The following is a 19,576-nucleotide window of genomic DNA, read 5'->3' on the forward strand; positions in this document are numbered from 1 at the left end:
GAAATGAATAAAATTTATAACTAGAGATGAAGAAGATTATTGAAAATAGCTATGATTATTTGTTTATAGGCATGCTGCTGCTTTTGCCTTTTTCATTAGCTTTTCCAAGTATTGTTCTAGGATTACTTGTTTTTTCTTTTATCCTCGATATAAAAAAAGTTAATTTGGATAGAATAAAAACAGTTCCTTTTTATATTCTATATTCTTTATTCCTTTTTATTTTTATTAAGGCCCTTATAAATAATAGTTTAATAATAGATCAGAAGCTACTTAGCAGGTATCTGTTTGTTTTGGTAATTCCCATACTTTTTTTAAAAATTAAGGATATAGAGAAAATAAAAACTGCTCTTATAGTTAGCATACAGTTGATGATAGCAGTATCAATTTTCAAAATAACGAAGCACTATATAATTTTTAATAATTTCCCTCTCGGAGATGGGCTACTTGTAAATGAACTCCTAGTTCTGGAAAGGCCTTATGCTGGTTGTATGTCCTTAATGGGATTAATACTTTCATTAGAAAAAATAAGAGATAACGATAAGAATAAAGGTCTGTTTATATTTTTTAGTATAATGTCGATTTTTTTTATAGTTCTAATAGCAGCAAGAAACTCTTTTATAACTCTGTTGTTTTTATTCTTTCTGTATATATTTTTCTATTTAAAAATTTCAAAACGTTATAAGTTCACATTTATAGGTTTTTGGCTTTTAATAATAGTAACAATTATATCTCTAAACAAAAACATTTTAGAGCGATTTCATATAAATAAAGACATAGAAGGAACACTTTCAAAAATTGCTATCTTCGAACCTAGATATGTAATTTGGCCATGTGCCTATGATTTAACTAAAAAGGAAGAATTTAATTATATAGTGGGATATAAAAGTGAAACTGAAATTAGTGCCGGATTGATTAATTGCTATTCTCAAAAAATAAGTAATGAATCAAGAAGGGGTTGGTTTTTAGAAAGAAGATTTAATACGCACAATCAATTTTTAGCTTTTTTCCTTAGCTCAGGAATAATTGGTTTTTTAGCTTTAGTGTCATTTTACTTTTTTTCTTTATACTTATACAGATATAACTTTTTTGCTGTAGCGATATTAATAAGTTTCTTATTTTTCTTTCTCTTTGAAAATGTTCTTTCCAGACAATTTGGATGTTACATCTTTGCTATCTTTACCTCTCTTTTTTTATTAAAAAACAAAATAAATGAAAAGGAATAAAATAGTTCATATATTACATTCAGTTGGAGGAGTTGATGTTTCTTTACGTCTTATTCTGTCTAATATTAATAATATAGAATTTGAAAATGTAATTATCCATGGACAAAAAGATACTGAAGATGTATTTCTTGATAAAAACAATCAAAAATTAAAGAGTTATAGAATACCTATCAATAGAGACATATCTTTTAAAAACGATTTAAAATCAATTATTCAAGCCTATAAGATAATAAAAAAGGAAAAGCCAGATCTCATACATTCCCATAGCGCAAAAGGAGGTATAGTTGGTCGAATGGTTGGTCGAATGCTGGGTATTAAAGTATTACATACACCTCAGGCTTATTCTTATTTAAGTACAGAAAACTTCTTAAAAAGAAAAGTTTACATCACTATCGAAAAATTATTTGCAAATGGTAATTCTATATTATTGGCATCTTCGAATTCTGAAAAAAACAGAGCTATCAAAGAGGTTGGATATGTAGAAAAAAAAACAATTTTATTTAATAATTCTATTCTACCAATAGATCAGTTATCAGAACTTACAATTGAAAAAAATTGGCCAGATGATTATATATGTACAGTTGGAAGACCTTCATTTCAAAAAAATATAGAATTGATGATTCAGGTTCTTTTTGAGATTAAGAAACACCAAAAGAACATCCATTTGGTTTTAATGGGAGTAGGGTACCATTCACCACAATTAGATTCTATAAATGATTTAATAAGTAAGCTGGATTTAAAATCTAACATTACCTTATTAAACTGGACAAACCGACAAGATATTTTTAGAATAATAAATGATTCTAAATTATATATTTCTACAGCACGTTATGAAGGCTTGCCTTATTCTATAATTGAAAGTTTAGCACTATGCAAACCCTGTGTAGTTAGTGATTGTGATGGAAACAGAGATTTAATCATAAACGATTTTAATGGTTTTGTAATTAAAGACAGTCATCCGGAAAGTTTTTCCACAAAAATTATTGAAATTTTAAATAATGAGGAACTTTATTTAAAATTTTCTCAAAATGCTAAAAAATATTTTACTGAAAATTTCAATATTATTGATAATATAAAAAAATTAGAAAATATCTATAAATCAAATATATAATTGTTTTTCAGGTGAAAAAATCGTCAAAATAAACTTACTTTTCATGCCTTTGTTTTTTATTGTATAAATTATTTTTTTTTAAATATTAACGATTATAGTTTTTTGTTGTAAATGATAATCCTATTTTTGGGAACATTTATTTTTGTGGCTAAATCAAATAGTTTTTCCATGAAAATTTCACAATTAAAAGATTAATCTGGCATGAAAAGAATATTAATAACCGGAGCGGCAGGGTTCTTAGGATCCCATTTGTGTGATCGTTTCTTAAAAGAAGGTTATTTTGTAATTGGAATGGACAATCTTATTACGGGTGATTTAAAGAATATTGAACATTTATTCAAACTTGAAAATTTCGAATTTTACCACCACGATATAACCAAGTTTGTTCATATACCGGGCAGATTAGATTATATATTACATTTTGCATCGCCAGCCAGCCCAATAGACTATCTCAAAATCCCTATACAGACACTAAAAGTAGGGTCGTTGGGAACTCACAATCTTCTGGGATTGGCGAGAGTAAAAAAATCAAGAATATTAATAGCTTCTACATCGGAGGTGTATGGAGATCCATTAATTCATCCGCAAACCGAAGAATATTATGGAAACGTAAATACTATAGGACCGAGAGGAGTTTATGATGAAGCGAAACGTTTTCAGGAATCCATAACCATGGCCTACCACACTTTTCATGGCGTTGAAACCAGAATTGTTAGGATTTTCAATACCTATGGGCCAAGAATGCGATTAAATGACGGAAGGGTAATTCCCGCTTTTATAGGTCAGGCGCTTAGAGGCGAGGATTTGACTATATTTGGTGACGGAATGCAGACGAGATCTTTTTGTTATGTTGACGACCAGGTAGAAGGAATTTTCAGATTATTACATTCAGATTACATATATCCTGTAAATATTGGTAATCCGGATGAAATAACCATTAAGGATTTTGCGGAAGAAATTATCAATTTAACAGGAACAAATCAAAAAGTAGTATATCGTCCTTTACCGATAAATGATCCGTTGCAAAGACAGCCGGATATTACAAAAGCAAAAGAACTTTTGGGTTGGGAGCCTAAAGTATCGAGATCAGAAGGAATGAGAATAACTTATGAATATTTTAAATCTTTATCATCGGAAGAATTGTTGAAAGAAGAGCATAAAGATTTTTCAAAATATATTTTTTAAGTGCGCAAAAAAACGGGAAGATATTCTGGCTATATAAGGCCATTTTCATATGTGCTGGATTTGATTATCATCAATATTCTGGCCAATTTTCTATTGCCGGAAACACTAAACCTGTTAGGATATCATTTTTTCATTTCTGTTTCCTGGCTAATCATTGCCTGGAATATCGGTTTCTATGAAGTCTACCGTTATACCAAAGTTATTGAGATTTTCAGCAATATCTTAAAGCAATATTTATTCTTCCTGCTTATCAATTTTGCATTTATCGGATTTTACCTCAAATTTTCCGAACCTTCAAAAATGATCGAATTCGTTTCGTTTTCACTTATTCTAGTCAGCCTTGCCAAGTTTTTTATCTATTTTTCATTACGAAGATTCAGAGTTGTTTTTGGAGGGAATTTTAGAAGAGTAGTTATTGTTGGAAATGGAAAAAGCACCATCCAATTAGGAGATTTTTTTAATGAAAATCCGGATTATGGATATAAACTGGAAAAGGTATTTACCTTGACTCCAAATAAAAAAGAACAGATAGACGAATGTTTTGAGTTTGTTATGGAGAACAAAATTGATGAAATCTATTGTTCTCTGTCGGATTTATCAAATGCCGATTTAAACAGGTTTATTGATTTTACAGATAATAATCTGAAAATACTGAAGTTCCTTCCTGATAATAAAGAGATTCTGGCCAGAAACCTAATCTTTGATTATTATGACTATATTCCAATTATTTCATTAAGAAATATACCTTTGGACGAAGTAGCCAATAAAATAATAAAACGAATATTTGATATCGTTTTTTCTTTATTAATTATTGTGGGGATTCTTTCCTGGTTAATTCCAATACTGGCGCTCCTTATCAGGCTCGAATCCAAAGGAAGCGTTTTCTTCAAACAGAAAAGGAACGGATTGAATTATAAAGAATTCTATTGCTATAAATTCCGTTCCATGCGACTGAATGAAATAGCAGATTTATATCAGGTTTCCAAAAATGACCCTAGAATTACAAGAGTCGGTAAATTCATAAGAAAAACCAGTATTGACGAATTACCTCAATTCTTCAATGTTTTATTAGGTGATATGTCTGTCGTAGGACCAAGACCACATATGGTGAGCCATACAGAAATGTATGCCAGAAGGATTGATAAGTTTATGGTACGCCATTTTATCAAGCCGGGCATTACAGGTTTGGCACAGACTAAGGGTTTCAGAGGTGAGGTCGAAAGCGATAAAGACATAATCTATCGCGTAAAATTTGATATTTTTTATCTTGAAAACTGGTCATTGTTATTGGACATCAAAATCATTTTCCTCACAGTAATCAATGCTATCAAAGGAGAAGAAAAAGCCTATTAGCAATGAAAGGGCATCTGGTTTCCATTATTACACCCTCTTTCAATTCCGAAAAATTTATTTCTGACACGATACAATCGGTTAAAAACCAAACCTATCAGGATTGGGAAATGATTATTGTCGACGACGGATCAACAGACGGCACTATTTCCATAATAAAAGAATTCCTTACCGATAGCCGGATTCAATTATATCAATTAGGACAAAACTCAGGAACCGGAGTTGCCAGAAATAAGGCAATTACTTTAGCAAAGGGCAGGTATATTTCTTTTTTGGATTCTGACGACCTGTGGAAACCGGAAAAGCTTCAAAAGCAAGTTGAATTTATGACCTCAAAAAACCAGCCTTTTACCTTTTCGTATTACGAATGTATTGATGAAAGCGGAAAAGCATTGGGAAAAATTATCCAGGCACCACAAAAACTAACCTACCGTCAACTTTTCTGGAGCAATTGGGTGGGAAACCTGACAGGAATTTATGATGTGGATTTTTTTGGGAAAATAGCTGTTTCTTCAGTGCGGAAACGACAGGACTGGATGATGTGGCTCACCATACTCAAAAAAATAAAAACGGCAGAACCTATTCCGGAAAGCCTGGCGATTTACAGGATTCGTGAAAATTCCATTTCTGCATCCAAAACAGAGCTTTTAAGGCACAATTACAAAGTTTACAGGGATTTTCATCACAAGAGTATTATTGGGTCGGTAATCTGCATGATTGGATTTTTATTTACCCATTTTTTCATCAAACCAAAGTATGTGAAAAAATCAAGACCTGAGTAATGACTGGAATTGTTTAAGCTTACCGCGGTTAATTCGGGCTAAAGAAGATTTTCGGAGGAATGTGAATTTTAAGTTCGGTTCTAGGTACAAGGAAATGGCATCTTCAATTTTAGCAATCTGTTCTAATGTCAGGTCAGCTTCACTTACATATTCAATTTCAAAAGAATCGTTTTTGGTCTGCCTTATTATAAATTCTTTTACATTTCCATCGTCTTCGATTATACTTTTTGTAACATAATAAAAAGTCAATCCCGGTGATTTTTTACCGCTTGGCAGCACAGCAACATCATTCGTTCTTCCGATCAATTGCTTAAGAATGGGTTTTTTGAACGTGCTTTTTTCATCGAGTATTCCAATATCACCAATATCGTATCGTATAAAAGGATGTGCTTTGTTATATAGTGAAGTAATTACAATCCGTCCCTGTGTGCCGTGGGGAACCGGTTGTCCGTCATCATCCAAAATCTCGACAAATAAGGTTTCCGCATTCACCTGCCATTCCCCTTTTTGATTTTCAAAAGCAATCAGGTCCAGTTCTGAAGCACCGTATTCATTAACAACAGGCACTCCAAACTGTTTTTCCATTAGCATCTTATCTTGTTCAAAAAGCATTTCCGAAGTCACAATGCAGACTTTGAGCGTAGGACAGATATCTTTTAGTATTATACCTTTTTGTTCCAGATATTTTGCAAATAGCACAACAGAACTCGTATACCCGTTGATATAATCAAACTTTTTGCGTTTAAAATGACCTAAGAATTTTTCCAGAACTGGATCAGACAAATCAAAAATTGGGAAACGGAACCTATGGCTCAGAAAGTCTTTGAGACGTTCTTTTTTGTTTCCAATAAAATCCAATGGAATACCATAGAATCGTGCCTGATAGGAGCTGTTAAAATCAATTCCATACCACCCAAATCGGTACATATTTGATGCCCAGGTCATAGCATGCGAATAATTATCTTTCGCAAAAATAAATGGGTCGCCACTGGAACCGGAAGTCTTGTTTACAAATACATTTTTAGCAGTTAAACCTTGGGAAAGTCTCAAATCTAAAGGCTGTTGCAGTTCCTTTTTGGTAAGAACAGGCAAAGCGTTCCAATCTTCAGAAGTCTTTCCGAAGGCCAATTGGCGATAAAAAGAATTGTTTTTCAGGTGGTAATCAACAATCTGCTTTCTTTTCCCAAGAATATAATTCTCATAACTCGCTTCAGGAATTTCAAGGATATTGTCAAATTCCAATCGGGCTTCATCTATGGGAAAGCCGCTAATTTTTAAGGAAAAGTCAAAAAGTTTAAACACAGCCTGAAAGTTGATAGTTTTTAGTAAATTAATTATTTTTTATCTTCAAAAGCAATTAATTTTGGCACTTAATTAAACAACAACACAACAATGACAATTTTATTATTAGGTTCTGGCGGAAGAGAACATGCTTTGGCCTGGAAAATATTGCAGAGCACAAAATGTTCAAAATTATTTGTAGCACCAGGAAATGCTGGTACAGAAACAATTGCAAAAAACATCAATATCAGTCCAACCGATTTTGCAGCCATAAAAAACTTCGCTATTCAGGAAAAAATTGACATGGTTGTTGTAGGACCGGAAGACCCTTTGGTCGCCGGAATTTATGATTTCTTCAAAAATGACGAAAGCCTGAAGCACATTCCCGTGATTGGTCCGTCAAAAGTTGGAGCACAATTGGAAGGAAGTAAGGAGTTTGCAAAAGAATTTCTGGTAAAGAACAATATTCCTACGGCTGCCTATGGAAGTTTCACTAAAGAAACCTTAGAAAAAGGACAGCGATTTCTCGAAACACTTGATCCTCCTTATGTTTTGAAAGCAGATGGATTGGCAGCTGGTAAAGGCGTTCTGATTATTCAGGATTTGGAAGAAGCCAAAACAGAATTAGCCAATATGCTTGTTGGTGAAAAATTTGGTCAGGCAAGCTCCAAAGTTGTAATCGAAGAATTTTTAGACGGTATTGAATTGAGCTGTTTTGTTTTAACGGACGGCAAAAACTACAAGATACTTCCAACTGCTAAAGATTATAAAAGAATTGGAGAAGGCGATACGGGTTTGAATACCGGAGGAATGGGAGCCGTTTCACCTGTTCCTTTTGCCGATTCCGTATTATTGGAAAAAATTGAAAGCCGAATCGTAAAGCCAACTATTGCCGGATTGCAAAAGGATGGAATAGAGTACAAAGGATTTATATTCATAGGGCTGATTAATGTGAAGAATGAGCCAATGGTTATTGAGTACAACGTTAGGATGGGCGACCCGGAAACTGAAGTTGTCATACCAAGATTAAAGTCAGATTTGGTTGAACTGTTTTTAGCTGTTGCCAATGAAAAATTAGACCAGGCTACTTTAGAAATAGATCCCCGAAGCGCGACGACCATAATGGTCGTTTCAGGCGGCTATCCGGAAGATTATGAAAAAGGGAAAGTTATTTCCGGAATCGAATCCGTTTCAGATTCTATTGTTTTCCATGCCGGAACCAAAATGGCAGATGGGCAGATAGTGACTAATGGAGGAAGAGTGCTGGCAGTGACATCTTATGGTGATAATTTTAAAGAAGCTATCCAAAAATCATATCATAATATTGGAAAACTGAATTTTGATAATATGTATTTCAGAAAAGATATCGGGTTTGACCTATAATCAACAAAAAAAACCGGGAAGTATATATTCCCGGTTTTTTGTTTTATTTAGAATAGCCTACTCTAAGAAAGAATGAGCTGTAGTATCCTGGAACTCGTCGTTGTTGGCTTTGTGCAATTTTAATTGCTTAATCCAATAAACAATTGCCACAGCACAGATAATCATAAAAATCCAGTTCAGTGTGTTGGCAGCCCACCAGTTTTCCAATTCTAATTCTCTGAAAAAATCAAGCGGTTTGAATAAAATGTCTACGAATAAATATTGTATTCCTTCGAAAAATGATTTCATATCGTTTGTTATGTTTTATTTTATGAACTTCTAAAATTTCTGTAGAGATCAACTTTATCATAGTTCATTTTAGAACAAGTAGTATCTTTACACTGCAAAAGTATAAAATATCCTCATGATTACAAGCATTTTTAGCAAATCTAGGCCGTTAAATTATATAATTATTTCAACGCTGTTGGTTGTATGCTATTTTTTATACCTTCAAAAATTTCCTGAACGGGTAGATTCTGCCGAAGGAGTTCTGTCCGGCATAGGCCTGCTGCTACTTTTAGTAGGGTCTCTTTTTATTGTAAATTTTGTGACCAAAAAGAACGGATTAAGTAAGGATAATAGCTATACGTTTCTTTTTTTCTTCTCTTTCCTGGTTTTATTTCCAACAACATTAATCAACGCAAACCTGATTATTTCTAACTTCTTTATACTTTTGGCACTACGCAGGCTGATTTCATTGCAATCCCTACTCACACCAAAAGAAAAAATATTTGATGCTTCGCTTTGGATTTTTATCGCGGCCATTTTTCACTTCTGGAGTATTCTGTTTATCCTGATTGTTTTCGTATCGATTCTTTTCCACGTTTCCAGAGATTATAGAAACTGGATCTTGCCATTTATTTCCTTTTTTGCAGTTGGAATCATCACTCTGATGTATGCGCTGATTTTTGACAGAAGCCTAATTGAGACAGTAGTCGATAGTGCCTTAATTGATTTTAATTTTAATTACTTTACCAACAACTATCAAAATTTTGCGCTTTCACTTTATGTGGTTTCAGCGGCTTTCTTTTTTATAACACAGGCATTGACACTGCCAAACAAACCGTTAAACATGCAATCCTCTTACAAAAAGATAATTGTTGCGTTTTGTCTTGGTGCTGTCGTTTTTCTGATTTCTTCCAATAAAAATAATAGCTTGCTGGTATATACTTTCGCTCCGGTAGCTATCATGGCAACCAATTATATTGAGTCGATGCAAATCAACTGGCTAAAAGAAACTTTTATTTATGTGATTGTGGGCTGTAGTCTATTGACGTTTTTTTCGCAATTATAGCTTATTGCCATAGGCCAGGTCGCCGGCATCTCCTAAACCCGGAACAATATAATTTTTCTCATTCAGCCTTTCATCAAGAGTGGCTACCCAAAGATGGCAATAATCGGGAAGATGTTCCTGCAGATAGGAAATCCCTTCCGGTACGGCAATTACCACAGCAATATGGACCTCTTTTGGGGTTCCTTTTTCCATTAATTTATTAAAAACAGCCACCATAGATTGGCCTGTAGCTAACATTGGGTCTATGAGTAAAAGGTTCTTGTTTTCAATGCTTGGAACAGCCTGATATTCTACCTTGATTTCAAAAGAATCATCATTATTATAATGATGGCGGTAGGCAGAAACAAATCCGTTTTCAGCACTATCAAAATAATTCAGGAAACCCAAATGCAGGGGTAATCCGGCACGCAATATGGAACATAAAACCAAATCATCCTGAATTTCAGTGGTTTTTTTAATACCAAGAGGCGTTTGGATTTCGACATCCTTATAATGAAGATTTTTGCTGAGCTCATACGACATTATTTCACCAATGCGTTCAATATTTCTGCGAAAACGCATACTGTCTTTCTGCACGTTTACATTGCGGATTTGTCCTAAGAAATGGTTTAAAACGCTGTTGGCTTCTGATAAGTAATGTATTTGCATGTTTTTTTAAGTTTCTAAGTTTTTGAGGTACTAAGTTCCTAAGCTAAGAGTTCTAAAATCTAAAATCTAAAATCTAAAGTCTAAAGTCTAAAGACTAAAGACTAAAGTCTGCTTTCTAAAATTTTTCCCTGCCATAAAGGTATAAAAAGTATATTTGTATTTTAATTGTAAAAATATGTTTTCAAAACTAGCCTATTCCGTATTCGAACAGAGCATTAAGGATTATCACAAACATGATAATGTAGATCAGCCAATCAACAATCCTTATTCAAATGACACATTTGAACATTTGTTGTACTTGAAAAACTGGATAGATACAGTGCAATGGCATTTAGAAGATATAATCCGTGACCCCAACATTGACCCTGTTGCAGCTTTGAAACTGAAAAGAAGAATTGATGCTTCAAACCAGGAAAGAACAGATATGGTAGAATATATCGACAGTTATTTCCTGAAAAAATACAGCGGTGTTAAAGTAAAAGACAATGCGAAGATAAACTCTGAAAGTCCGGCATGGGCATTTGACAGATTGTCAATCCTGGCGTTGAAGATTTATCACATGAACGAAGAAGCTACGCGTGAAGATGCCACTCAGGAGCATAGAAATGCTTGCCAGACCAAATTGAATGTACTTTTGGAGCAGCGTTCAGATTTGTCTACGGCTATTGACGATTTGCTTACAGACATTGAAAAAGGAGATAAGTTCATGAAGGTCTATAAGCAGATGAAGATGTATAATGATGATGAGTTGAACCCTGTTTTGTACCAAAACAAAAAATAAGACCAAATGGCGGATAAGAATTTTATCAGTTCGGAACCGTTATTTTTCAAGATTGTTTACGGACTGACTTTTTTAGCATTCCTATATGTTTTATATGAAATGCTTTTTCTGGAAACCGAACAGCAATCCCAACCATTAAAATTGATTGTTCTTGCTTTGTTTGGAGTCTTCTTTATTCGAAAAGGCCTGAGCGGAATGAGACAAAAATAATAACGAAAGACTTTTTTGAGAAAAATTCATAAAAGTCTTTTTTATTTTATAACCAATGTCAAAAATCAAACACATTTTAGTCTTTAGGCTTTCTGCGATGGGCGATGTTGCAATGACCGTTCCTGTATTGAGAGCCTTTGCTGCACAATATCCGGATGTAAGGCTAACGGTAGTATCCCGCCCTTTTTTCAAGCCTTTTTTTGACGGAATTCCCAACCTTGACTTTTTCGCTATCGACCTGAAAGAAAGACATAAAGGCTTTTTAGGGCTGTTGCGTCTGTATAAAGATTTGAAGAAATTGGGTATTGATGCTGTAGCCGACCTGCATAATGTGCTGCGTTCCAAAATAGTGCGTACGCTTTTTGCATTGGCCGGAAAAAAAACAGCCTTTGTAGACAAAGACAGGGCTGGAAAAAAAGCTTTGACCCGGGCGGAAAATAAGGTTTTTAAACCGTTAAAGCCAATGACTGAAAGACATAAGGAAGTTTTTAGAAAACTGGGTTTTGAAATCAATCTTGAAAATCCTGTGTTTCCTGAAAAAGCAAATCTTTCCCAGGAGATTTTAAATGTTACCGGAATAAAAAATAAAAAATGGATTGGAGTAGCACCTTTTGCGCAATATGAATCCAAAGTTTATCCTCAGGACATGATTCAGGAAGTTATTGATAAGCTTTCTGAAAATCAGGAATATGTAGTCTTTTTATTTGGAGGAGGAAATAAGGAAACAGAAATATTGAAGGAATTGGCGAAAGGGAAAGAAAACGTAATTACGGTTGCAGGCAGGCTAAAATTAGAAGAAGAAATAAAGCTAATTTCCAATCTCGACCTAATGCTTTCAATGGATTCAGGCAATTCGCATATAGCCGCAATGTTAGGTATAAAGGTAATTACGCTTTGGGGAGCCACACATCCTTACGCCGGATTTTTACCTTTTAATCAGGAACTAAGCTCAGCGCTCACTTCCGATAGAGAAAAATATCCGTTATTGCCTACTTCTGTTTACGGCAATAAAAAAGTAGAAGGCTATGAAGATGCCATGCGAAGCATTCCGGTAGAAAAAGTTATTACTACCATTAATGACAAATTGAGAGGATAAGATTTCGTAATTAAGGATTTGCCTTTTTCTTTCTTCTTCGTATTAAAATCCAGATAATAATTCCAAGAACGATAATGGTCCAGATATTTACGAAGAAAATAATAATTTCTTCCAAAATGTGCCACCCTGTTTTCAGGCCATCCGTAATCCTTACACCAATGCTGGTTCTGTATTCTTCACTATCCGGATTCGCAATGACTTCTTTTTTGAATTCCTCTCTTTGATAAAGAGACAGGCTTAACGTACTGAAATTTACCTGGTCTTTTAGCGAAAGATTAGACAGTTTGGCCTCGTCAGATTGAGTTTGACTTTCATGTAACCTATCTTCGGCATCTAGTGTTTCACCTAATTTTTTGCCGCGATTTGCGATAGCATCTTCAACACGTTTTTGATTGTCCTGATTTCTTTTTTGGGAAAGGTCGTTTGACAATAATTTTAAAGAAACATCATCAGCTTTTATAATCCGGTAGTCCAGATAGTCGATTTGACGTGCGATTGTTTTTAAAGTAGTATCCAATAGTGTATTAGGAACGCGAATAATCATATTATTTTCCACAACAAAACGAGTAGTTTCAACTAAGGAGTCGTTACTTTTCTTTGCTGTTGAGGTATTGATAATATTGCTTCTCAATTCCGTCGAGCTTACAAAACCACCAAATCTGGCAACCGTATTTTCAATAGCATAAGTTGATTTTGCGACATTTTTGACCTTGAATCTCAAATCAGCCGTGCGGATGAATTTCCGGGTTGAATTTTTATCTACAACGGCAGCGGAAGACGAAACCATTGATGCATCTTGGGATGAAACAGTTTCTGCGGCAGCCTCTTCAGAATAAGCTTCCCGTCCTTTGTTCTGTTTACAAGAAAAAAAACTAGCAGATAAAAGAAGAAGATAAATGACTTTTTTCATTTTCAAAGGTTTGATTTTTAATCAAATGTAATTAAAAAAGGACTTTGATAATCAGATGACAACATGTATTTTATGAAAAAATTAGTAGTTTTTTCTTTCATATAGAAAATATTGCTATTTTGGCTTTTTGTAACAATCTATTTGTTTTTATGGCTATTCAGGCAAATCCTCTCGGATTACATCAATTACTTACGCTTCATGTCGAAGATCGTAAAAAACTTGTTCAGATAGAACAATTTATAGATTTTACAGAAGGATTACTTGAAAAATATAACCTTGAAAAAGTCGGTATAGCTTCACATGTTTTTGATAATAAAAGCTATACGGTTGCTTTTTGCCTCATGGAATCTCATATCTGTATCCACACCTGGCCAGAAAATAAGAATTTGGCATTGGATATCTATCTGTGTAATTATTCACAAGACAATACAGAAAAGGTTAGGCAATTAGCACAGGAATACATTTCCTTTTTTGGAGCTGAAGTTTTAAAACAAGTTGAAATAGATAGGTAATGCATATAACTTGTAAAAAATGCGGTACAACTACCTCAATTGAAAGCAATTTCGAAGTCAAATATTTTGGCTGTCCTAATTGCAGGAGCTTGTTTGAAATCAAGGAGGAACTTAGTCTCGTGAAAGAATTTGAGCACAAGCCGTTAAATCCAATACTGGATATAGGAAGAAGAGGCATTATTGATGGAAAAGAATATGAAATCATCAGTATGTTTGTCAAAAAGTTCCATGCCATTCATTATTGGAGGGAATACACGCTAAAATCAAAAGACGACCATTATTTATACCTGTCAGAATCAGAAGGGCACTGGATCTTGCTTGAAGAAATTCCCGATAAATTCAATGTTTCCAGAAAATATAAAAGGCTTACCTATAATGAGGTTTCCTACGATTTATATGAAAATACGCATTGTAGAGTTGAGTCGGCATACGGATTCTTTGATGAAGAAATACCCCAAACGGAAATACAAATCATAGAATATATAAAGCCACCCTATATCGTTTCGATTGAAAAATTAGAAAAAGAACAAAAGGCTTATTTTGGAAGGCATTTTAGTAAAAGAGAAATAAAAAAAGCATTTGGTAATCCGGAGCTACCCGGTAAATTTGGTGTAGGTTCTGTACAGCCTTTCCTTTTTAATTTTTATAATGTGGCGATTATTTTTTGCTGTACGGCCATTCTTATTTTACTAACACAGCTGTTCATGAACAATAGTAGGGGCGAAACCGCAGTGTTTTCAAAAACTTTTTCATTTACAGAATATAATAATAAGGACTTTGTTTCGGAGTCATTTATTTTAGAAGGGGCTTCCGCTCCGCTGACTGTGTTAATACATTCAGAGGTAGACAATTCCTGGGCTAATGCACAAGTCACATTAGTTAATGAAAATACAAATGAGGAAGAATCTGCCAGTCAGGATATTGAGTATTATCATGGATATACTGATGGCGAAAATTGGAGCGAAGGAGACAGAAGTGAAGAATTTAATATTTGTGGTGTAGGACAAGGAAAATACCATTTGGTTATTACACCTCAAAAGCAACCAGACGATACATTAAATGACCGTATAACAGTCAAGGCAGTTTGGAAAAGTCCGTCCATGTGGAATTTCTTCATTTCGATATTGGTTATGGGAATTGCTTTGGGTATTATTTATTTTGCAAATAAAAGCTTTGAAACCACCCGATGGAGTAGTAGTGATTTCTCACCATTTAATTAGGAGAATATGGATATTAATACAATAAAAGTTTTTATTAAAGATAATAAATGGCCTGTCCTGATGGGGCTTTTCGTTTATGGACTTTTTTTATTTTTTACTTTTTCCGGAAACCGGATTTGCGATTGCGTATCAACAGAAAAATACAGTTCAAATAATAACAGCAGACACGTTGGAGTCACCCGTTTTTACCATAAATAAAACAAAAAATATGGAACATATATTAGTAAAAGGAATTATCAATTCGCTCATTTTTTCAGGAGTAGGAATATTTGTTTTGATTATTGGCTATCTGATACTTGAAAAGATGACCCCTGAAAACACATGGAAAGAAATTGTCAATAACAAAAATGTAGCTTTAGCTATTGTATTCGGGGCTTTCATTATTGGAATCTCAATCATTATTAGCGCTGCAATTCATGGCTAAAAACTTTTTAAAGTTTGAATACCTGCTGCTTTTCGCCGTTTTTATTATTGCGACATGCGGATTGATTTATGAACTGGTTGCCGGAACTCTGGCAAGCTATCTTCTTGGTGATTCCGTAAAGCAGTTTTCATTTATAATTGGAGTCTACCTGTTTTCTATGGGAGTGGGCTCTTATTTTGCAAAATTTGTCAAAAAAAACCAACTCAATACCTTTGTAGAAATAGAGATTCTGGTTGGTGTTATTGGGGGATTGAGCTCTGTTATTTTGTTTATCCTTTTTGAAAAAGTAGATTATTTCCAGTTCATACTCTATCTGCTGGTTTTTGTTACCGGATGTCTCGTAGGTTTGGAAATTCCGCTTTTGATGAACATTCTCAAGGAAAAAGTAAAATTCAGTGATTTGGTTTCAAATGTTTTTACATTCGATTATATCGGAGCATTGCTGGCGTCTGTTTTATTTCCATTGGTTCTGGTGCCAAAATTAGGAGTCATGAAAACCTCGCTTTTCTTTGGGATGATTAATGTTTCGGTAGCAATAATCTTGTGTTTTCTTTTATCAAAAGACTTGAAGCATTCTTTATTGCTAAAGCTTAAAGCCATTTCTGCATTTATAATTCTGCTTTTGACTTTCTTTTTTTCAGACCAGATTTTGTCATATTCCGAACAAAAGCTCTATGGTGAAAATATTATTTTTACGAAAGCAACCCCATATCAGAGAATTGTACTGACCCATACCAAAAACGATTATAAATTATACCTGAACAACAATTTGCAGTTTAGTTCAGCAGATGAATACCGGTATCATGAAGCCCTTGTTCATCCTGTCATGGCCAATGCAAAAAATATTGAAAATGTTTTGGTTTTAGGCGGCGGCGACGGGCTTGCTGTCAGAGAAATTCTAAAATATAAGGAAGTCAAAAAGATTACGTTGGTCGATTTAGATGAAGGTATGACGAAGCTTTTTGCTTCCAACACCATCTTAACAAAATTCAATGACAATTCACTGACTAATCCCAAAGTAGAGGTGGTCAATAAAGATGCTTTTCTATGGGTCAAAGAAGAAAATAATAAATTTGATGTAATTATTATTGATTTTCCGGACCCGTCAAATTATAGCTTAGGAAAGCTGTATTCCTTGAATTTTTATAAATCATTAAAGAAGATTGTAGCTCCTGAAGCAGCAATCGTAATCCAGACAACATCGCCTTATTTTGCACCGAAGTCTTTTTGGTGTATTAATAATACCGTAAATGAAGTTTTTCCAAATGCAGACTCCTATCACGTTTACGTCCCGTCCTTTGGAGAATGGGGCTATACCATTGCTTCCAATAACAATACGGCAGACTTTAGCAAAGTAAACCGAAAAGTCAGCGGGCTTAAATATTATGATTACCAATATAAAAAACTGAATTTTTTTCCGAAAGACATGAAGGCAAAAGATTTAGAGATTAATAGACTAGACAATCAAATTTTAGTGAGGTATTTTGATGAAGAATGGGGAAAACTATAATCCAAAATCCAGGCGGTCATTTCTGAAATCCGTTTCGGCAGGAATCATTTTGGTATCTGTTCCTTCTTTTTTGATAGCCTGCAAAGAAAAAGCAATCAATTTTGCCATCCGGCTTTCTGGAACAAATCATATTTTAGGACATAGGCTTCGAACCAAAAACTTTCCGAAAATTTCTAAGACAATCGAAATTCCGTATTTAATTATTGGTGGTGGAATTGCAGGACTTTCTGCAGGCAGACAACTGAAGAAAAAAGGAATTGAAGATTTTCTGATTTTGGAATTAGAAACTGAAGCCGGTGGAAATTCACGAAACAGGGAAAATAAATATTCTAAATATCCTTTAGGAGCCCATTATTTACCCTTGCCCAATATTCATGACAAAGAATTGGTGCGATTTTTAGAAGAATCAAAAATTATCGTTGGTCACGAAGATGGTTTCCCGGTTTTTGATGAAGAACAACTTACGTTCATGCCGCAGGAAAGATTGTTTATTAAAAATACCTGGCAGGAAAGTCTGGTCCCAAAATTTGGGATTTCAAAAACATCGGAAGAAGAGTTTAACAGGTTTTTTGAAATCATGTCGGATTTTCGAAATAAGAAAGGAGAAGACGGAAGATTTATTTTTGATATTCCTCTCGCCAATATATCAAAAGATGGGCATCACAATTTTTTGGATAAAATCTCTATGAAAGAATGGCTGGTACAAAATAAATTTCTTTCGGAAGAACTGTATCAATATGTAAATTATTGCTGTCGTGATGATTTTGGCTTGGGTATCGAATTTGTTTCGGCTTGGGCCGGAATACACTATTTTGCTGCCCGAAAACACAATGCGACAAAAGAAAAAACGGAAAACGTTCTGACATGGCCTGAAGGAAATGCCAGATTAATGAATCATCTCAAAGAATATTCGAAAGATAAGATTATTACAAACCATCTGGTGTATGAGGCAGGGATTAAAGGAGAAAATGTAATTGTCAATGCCTATGATGACCTGAAAAAAGAAACTGTTGCAATTGTTGCCTCAAAAGTAATTTTTGCAACGCCACAATTTATCAATGGCTATCTGCTAGCTAGCAGGCAAACCGTTACAAAAGAATTCCATTATGCTCCGTGGTTACTGGCTACCTTAACAGTTAAAGACCTTGATGATAATAACAGCTATCCTTTATGCTGGGACAATGTTATTTATGGAGCCAAAGGGTTGGGGTATATTTTCAATCAGCATGAATCACTAGGACAGATTCAGGAAAAAAAGGTAATTACTTATTATTATAGTTTTTCAACAGCTGATTTAAAGAAATCAAGAAAGGAACTGCTGACAAAACCAGAAAGTTACTGGAAGGAATTGATCATAAGTGATTTGAAAATACCACATCCGGACATAGAAAATAGTATAGAAGAAATTGATATCCAACGAATAGGGCATGGAATGATTAGTCCGGTTCCGGGTTTTTTATTTGGAAATTTCAGGGCCGAGGCTTCACGCACAATCGAAGATAAAATCTTTTTTGCTCATAGTGATTTATCCGGAATCTCAATTTTTGAAGAAGCTTTCCATCAAGGGATTAATGCCGTAAATAAGATGCTCAATGAAACAGCCTTGGATTAATAAGCCCAAAACTGACATTCCTTTTATTCTTTTTCCGCAATTTTTTGTGTTGGGGATTGTATTTTTATGTCAGGACTTTTTAAAGGAAGCCGAGGAAAAATATTCTTTTTTTACATGGTTGCTTTTAATCGTATTTATTGATGTGGCCCATGTTTATGCCACCTTATTTAAAACGTATTTTGTAAAAGAAGAATTTGTAAAACGGAAAAAGCTTTTGCTTGTTCTTCCTTTATTCTGTTTTTTGGTTGGATTTTTGTTATTCCTTTTTGGAGCAAAAACTTTTTGGGCGGTTTTGGCTTATGTAGCCGTATTTCATTTTATCCGACAGCAATACGGATTCATGCGACTTTATTCACGCAATGAAATCAAGACTAAATGGACGGTGTTTTTAGACAACCTGTTCATCTATACGGCAACAGGCTATCCTATGATTTTTTGGTTTATGAATCCTTCCAGAAAGTTTACCTGGTTTGTTGAAGATGAATTTTTCTCTTACCAAAATCCGTTGTTGCTGCAGTTCTTCACACGGTGCTATTTCCTCATCGTGGGTTTTTATGCTGTAAGGACAGTGTACTTTTTTATAAAAACAAAATATTTCAATATACCTAAAAATGCTATTATTACAGGAACAATCCTGTCCTGGTACTTTGGGATTGTATATTTCAACAACGATTTGGTATTCACATTGCTCAATGTAGTTTCTCACGGGATTCCTTATATGGCATTGATTTATTTCAACCAAAGAAACAACCACCACTCTTTTCAGATACCAAAACTTTCCAGTTTTTTAGGAATTTTGGTTTATATCGGCATTCTTCTTTTGTTTGCTTTTACTGAAGAATATCTCTGGGAAGTTCTGGTGTGGAATGAACATTTTAGTTTTAATGAAAGTATAGATTCACTTGTAAAATGGCAGATTCTTTTAGTTCCGTTGCTAACCGTTCCACAGTTCACGCATTATATTTTGGACGGTTATATTTGGAAATCCAGGAAATAGCAGAAATA

General features: G+C 34.2%; 20 protein-coding genes. 16 read left to right on the forward strand and 4 right to left on the reverse strand.

All coding sequences use genetic code 11. The features are described 5' to 3' along the window. Nucleotides 1–26 precede the first annotated feature (26 nt). The 5 genes from BGO88_RS07435 (at nt 27) to BGO88_RS07455 (ending at nt 5,651) form a co-directional block, all read left to right on the forward strand. Complete coding sequence (locus BGO88_RS07435) at nt 27–1,223, forward strand: O-antigen ligase family protein (RefSeq protein WP_286706469.1); 1,197 nt, start codon at nt 27–29, stop codon at nt 1,221–1,223. Then, the gene (locus BGO88_RS07440) at nt 1,210–2,334 is read left to right on the forward strand and encodes a glycosyltransferase (RefSeq protein WP_286706470.1); all 1,125 of its coding nucleotides are present in this window, start codon (nt 1,210–1,212) and stop codon (nt 2,332–2,334) included. Before BGO88_RS07435 ends, BGO88_RS07440 begins: the two co-directional genes overlap by 14 nt. A 201-nt stretch (nt 2,335–2,535) precedes the next feature. Next, nucleotides 2,536–3,519 (forward strand): UDP-glucuronic acid decarboxylase family protein, encoded by a 984-nt coding sequence (locus BGO88_RS07445; protein ID WP_101470980.1) that lies wholly within the window; start codon nt 2,536–2,538, stop codon nt 3,517–3,519. Beyond that, nucleotides 3,520–4,872, forward strand: coding sequence for an undecaprenyl-phosphate glucose phosphotransferase (locus BGO88_RS07450; RefSeq protein WP_286706471.1), 1,353 nt, complete (start codon nt 3,520–3,522; stop codon nt 4,870–4,872). It begins immediately after the preceding gene. A 2-nt stretch (nt 4,873–4,874) separates the two neighbouring features. Then, nucleotides 4,875–5,651: a glycosyltransferase family 2 protein gene (locus BGO88_RS07455; protein WP_286706472.1), complete on the forward strand. Its 777-nt coding sequence runs from the start codon at nt 4,875–4,877 to the stop codon at nt 5,649–5,651. Here BGO88_RS07455 and BGO88_RS07460 read toward each other — a convergent pair. Continuing rightward, nucleotides 5,637–6,953 carry a phenylacetate--CoA ligase family protein gene (locus BGO88_RS07460; RefSeq protein WP_286706473.1) on the reverse strand — a complete coding sequence of 439 codons (1,317 nt, stop codon included), beginning with the start codon at nt 6,951–6,953 and terminating at the stop codon, nt 5,637–5,639. The genes BGO88_RS07455 and BGO88_RS07460 overlap by 15 nt on opposite strands. Before the next feature lie 90 nt (nt 6,954–7,043). Between BGO88_RS07460 and purD the strand changes: the two genes are divergently transcribed. Beyond that, nucleotides 7,044–8,315 carry a phosphoribosylamine--glycine ligase gene (gene purD, locus BGO88_RS07465; protein ID WP_286706474.1) on the forward strand — a complete coding sequence of 424 codons (1,272 nt, stop codon included), beginning with the start codon at nt 7,044–7,046 and terminating at the stop codon, nt 8,313–8,315. Nucleotides 8,316–8,372: 57 nt separating this feature from the next. Here the strand turns inward: purD and BGO88_RS07470 are convergent, their stop codons facing one another. Continuing rightward, entirely contained in the window at nt 8,373–8,603 is a 231-nt protein-coding gene (locus tag BGO88_RS07470; RefSeq protein WP_286706475.1) for a DUF6341 family protein, read from the reverse strand. Nucleotides 8,604–8,718: 115 nt separating this feature from the next. Here BGO88_RS07470 and BGO88_RS07475 point away from each other — a divergent pair, with 115 nt between their 5' ends. Continuing rightward, the gene (locus tag BGO88_RS07475; protein ID WP_286706476.1) at nt 8,719–9,648 is read left to right on the forward strand and encodes a DUF6427 family protein; all 930 of its coding nucleotides are present in this window, start codon (nt 8,719–8,721) and stop codon (nt 9,646–9,648) included. Here BGO88_RS07475 and upp read toward each other — a convergent pair. Then, nucleotides 9,643–10,296, reverse strand: coding sequence for a uracil phosphoribosyltransferase (gene upp, locus BGO88_RS07480; RefSeq protein ID WP_056067163.1), 654 nt, complete (start codon nt 10,294–10,296; stop codon nt 9,643–9,645). The genes BGO88_RS07475 and upp overlap by 6 nt on opposite strands. A gap of 175 nt (nt 10,297–10,471) precedes the next feature. Between upp and BGO88_RS07485 the strand changes: the two genes are divergently transcribed. Genes BGO88_RS07485 through BGO88_RS07495 form a run of 3 tightly spaced genes read left to right on the forward strand, consistent with a single transcriptional unit; the run spans nt 10,472 to nt 12,383 of the window. After that, on the forward strand, nt 10,472–11,077 hold the full coding sequence (locus BGO88_RS07485) for a DUF4254 domain-containing protein (RefSeq protein ID WP_056067165.1): 606 nt from the start codon (nt 10,472–10,474) through the stop codon (nt 11,075–11,077). 6 nt (nt 11,078–11,083) lie between these two features. Continuing rightward, nucleotides 11,084–11,287 (forward strand): hypothetical protein, encoded by a 204-nt coding sequence (locus BGO88_RS07490; RefSeq protein WP_056067167.1) that lies wholly within the window; start codon nt 11,084–11,086, stop codon nt 11,285–11,287. A 55-nt stretch (nt 11,288–11,342) separates the two neighbouring features. Further along, nucleotides 11,343–12,383, forward strand: a complete 1,041-nt coding sequence (locus BGO88_RS07495; RefSeq protein ID WP_286706477.1) for a glycosyltransferase family 9 protein — start codon at nt 11,343–11,345, stop codon at nt 12,381–12,383. A 10-nt stretch (nt 12,384–12,393) separates the two neighbouring features. Here the strand turns inward: BGO88_RS07495 and BGO88_RS07500 are convergent, their stop codons facing one another. Next, the gene (locus BGO88_RS07500; protein ID WP_286706478.1) at nt 12,394–13,293 is read right to left on the reverse strand and encodes a DUF4349 domain-containing protein; all 900 of its coding nucleotides are present in this window, start codon (nt 13,291–13,293) and stop codon (nt 12,394–12,396) included. A 149-nt stretch (nt 13,294–13,442) separates the two neighbouring features. Here BGO88_RS07500 and BGO88_RS07505 point away from each other — a divergent pair, with 149 nt between their 5' ends. The 6 genes from BGO88_RS07505 to BGO88_RS07530 all read left to right on the forward strand — a co-directional run bounded on the left by BGO88_RS07505 (nt 13,443) and on the right by BGO88_RS07530 (nt 19,568). Next, nucleotides 13,443–13,805 (forward strand): S-adenosylmethionine decarboxylase family protein, encoded by a 363-nt coding sequence (locus BGO88_RS07505; RefSeq protein WP_286706479.1) that lies wholly within the window; start codon nt 13,443–13,445, stop codon nt 13,803–13,805. Continuing rightward, entirely contained in the window at nt 13,805–15,025 is a 1,221-nt protein-coding gene (locus BGO88_RS07510) for a DUF4178 domain-containing protein (RefSeq protein WP_286706480.1), read from the forward strand. Before BGO88_RS07505 ends, BGO88_RS07510 begins: the two co-directional genes overlap by 1 nt. A 208-nt stretch (nt 15,026–15,233) precedes the next feature. Next, nucleotides 15,234–15,449 (forward strand): DUF350 domain-containing protein, encoded by a 216-nt coding sequence (locus BGO88_RS07515; protein WP_056067403.1) that lies wholly within the window; start codon nt 15,234–15,236, stop codon nt 15,447–15,449. Then, nucleotides 15,442–16,959 (forward strand): polyamine aminopropyltransferase, encoded by a 1,518-nt coding sequence (locus BGO88_RS07520; protein WP_286706481.1) that lies wholly within the window; start codon nt 15,442–15,444, stop codon nt 16,957–16,959. The genes BGO88_RS07515 and BGO88_RS07520 overlap by 8 nt, the downstream gene beginning before the upstream one ends. After that, on the forward strand, nt 16,937–18,571 hold the full coding sequence (locus BGO88_RS07525) for a flavin monoamine oxidase family protein (RefSeq protein ID WP_286706482.1): 1,635 nt from the start codon (nt 16,937–16,939) through the stop codon (nt 18,569–18,571). The genes BGO88_RS07520 and BGO88_RS07525 overlap by 23 nt, the downstream gene beginning before the upstream one ends. Beyond that, entirely contained in the window at nt 18,552–19,568 is a 1,017-nt protein-coding gene (locus BGO88_RS07530) for a hypothetical protein (RefSeq protein WP_286706483.1), read from the forward strand. The genes BGO88_RS07525 and BGO88_RS07530 overlap by 20 nt, the downstream gene beginning before the upstream one ends. Nucleotides 19,569–19,576 lie beyond the last annotated feature (8 nt).

It is taken from the genome of Flavobacterium sp. 38-13, from assembly GCF_001899155.1.
Classification (GTDB): Bacteria; Bacteroidota; Bacteroidia; order Flavobacteriales; family Flavobacteriaceae; genus Flavobacterium; species Flavobacterium lindanitolerans.

Coding starts and splice junctions, on each gene's coding strand:
- BGO88_RS07445 (WP_101470980.1), top strand. CDS start 2,536: ATGAAAAGAATATTAATAACCGGAGCGGCAGGGTTCTTAGGATCCCAT.
- BGO88_RS07470 (WP_286706475.1), bottom strand. CDS start 8,603: ATGAAATCATTTTTCGAAGGAATACAATATTTATTCGTAGACATTTTA.
- BGO88_RS07505 (WP_286706479.1), top strand. CDS start 13,443: ATGGCTATTCAGGCAAATCCTCTCGGATTACATCAATTACTTACGCTT.
- BGO88_RS07485 (WP_056067165.1), top strand. CDS start 10,472: ATGTTTTCAAAACTAGCCTATTCCGTATTCGAACAGAGCATTAAGGAT.
- upp (WP_056067163.1), bottom strand. CDS start 10,296: ATGCAAATACATTACTTATCAGAAGCCAACAGCGTTTTAAACCATTTC.
- BGO88_RS07525 (WP_286706482.1), top strand. CDS start 16,937: ATGAAGAATGGGGAAAACTATAATCCAAAATCCAGGCGGTCATTTCTG.
- BGO88_RS07510 (WP_286706480.1), top strand. CDS start 13,805: ATGCATATAACTTGTAAAAAATGCGGTACAACTACCTCAATTGAAAGC.
- BGO88_RS07435 (WP_286706469.1), top strand. CDS start 27: ATGAAGAAGATTATTGAAAATAGCTATGATTATTTGTTTATAGGCATG.
- BGO88_RS07530 (WP_286706483.1), top strand. CDS start 18,552: ATGAAACAGCCTTGGATTAATAAGCCCAAAACTGACATTCCTTTTATT.
- BGO88_RS07495 (WP_286706477.1), top strand. CDS start 11,343: ATGTCAAAAATCAAACACATTTTAGTCTTTAGGCTTTCTGCGATGGGC.
- BGO88_RS07515 (WP_056067403.1), top strand. CDS start 15,234: ATGGAACATATATTAGTAAAAGGAATTATCAATTCGCTCATTTTTTCA.
- BGO88_RS07455 (WP_286706472.1), top strand. CDS start 4,875: ATGAAAGGGCATCTGGTTTCCATTATTACACCCTCTTTCAATTCCGAA.
- purD (WP_286706474.1), top strand. CDS start 7,044: ATGACAATTTTATTATTAGGTTCTGGCGGAAGAGAACATGCTTTGGCC.
- BGO88_RS07490 (WP_056067167.1), top strand. CDS start 11,084: ATGGCGGATAAGAATTTTATCAGTTCGGAACCGTTATTTTTCAAGATT.
- BGO88_RS07500 (WP_286706478.1), bottom strand. CDS start 13,293: ATGAAAAAAGTCATTTATCTTCTTCTTTTATCTGCTAGTTTTTTTTCT.
- BGO88_RS07520 (WP_286706481.1), top strand. CDS start 15,442: ATGGCTAAAAACTTTTTAAAGTTTGAATACCTGCTGCTTTTCGCCGTT.
- BGO88_RS07440 (WP_286706470.1), top strand. CDS start 1,210: ATGAAAAGGAATAAAATAGTTCATATATTACATTCAGTTGGAGGAGTT.
- BGO88_RS07475 (WP_286706476.1), top strand. CDS start 8,719: ATGATTACAAGCATTTTTAGCAAATCTAGGCCGTTAAATTATATAATT.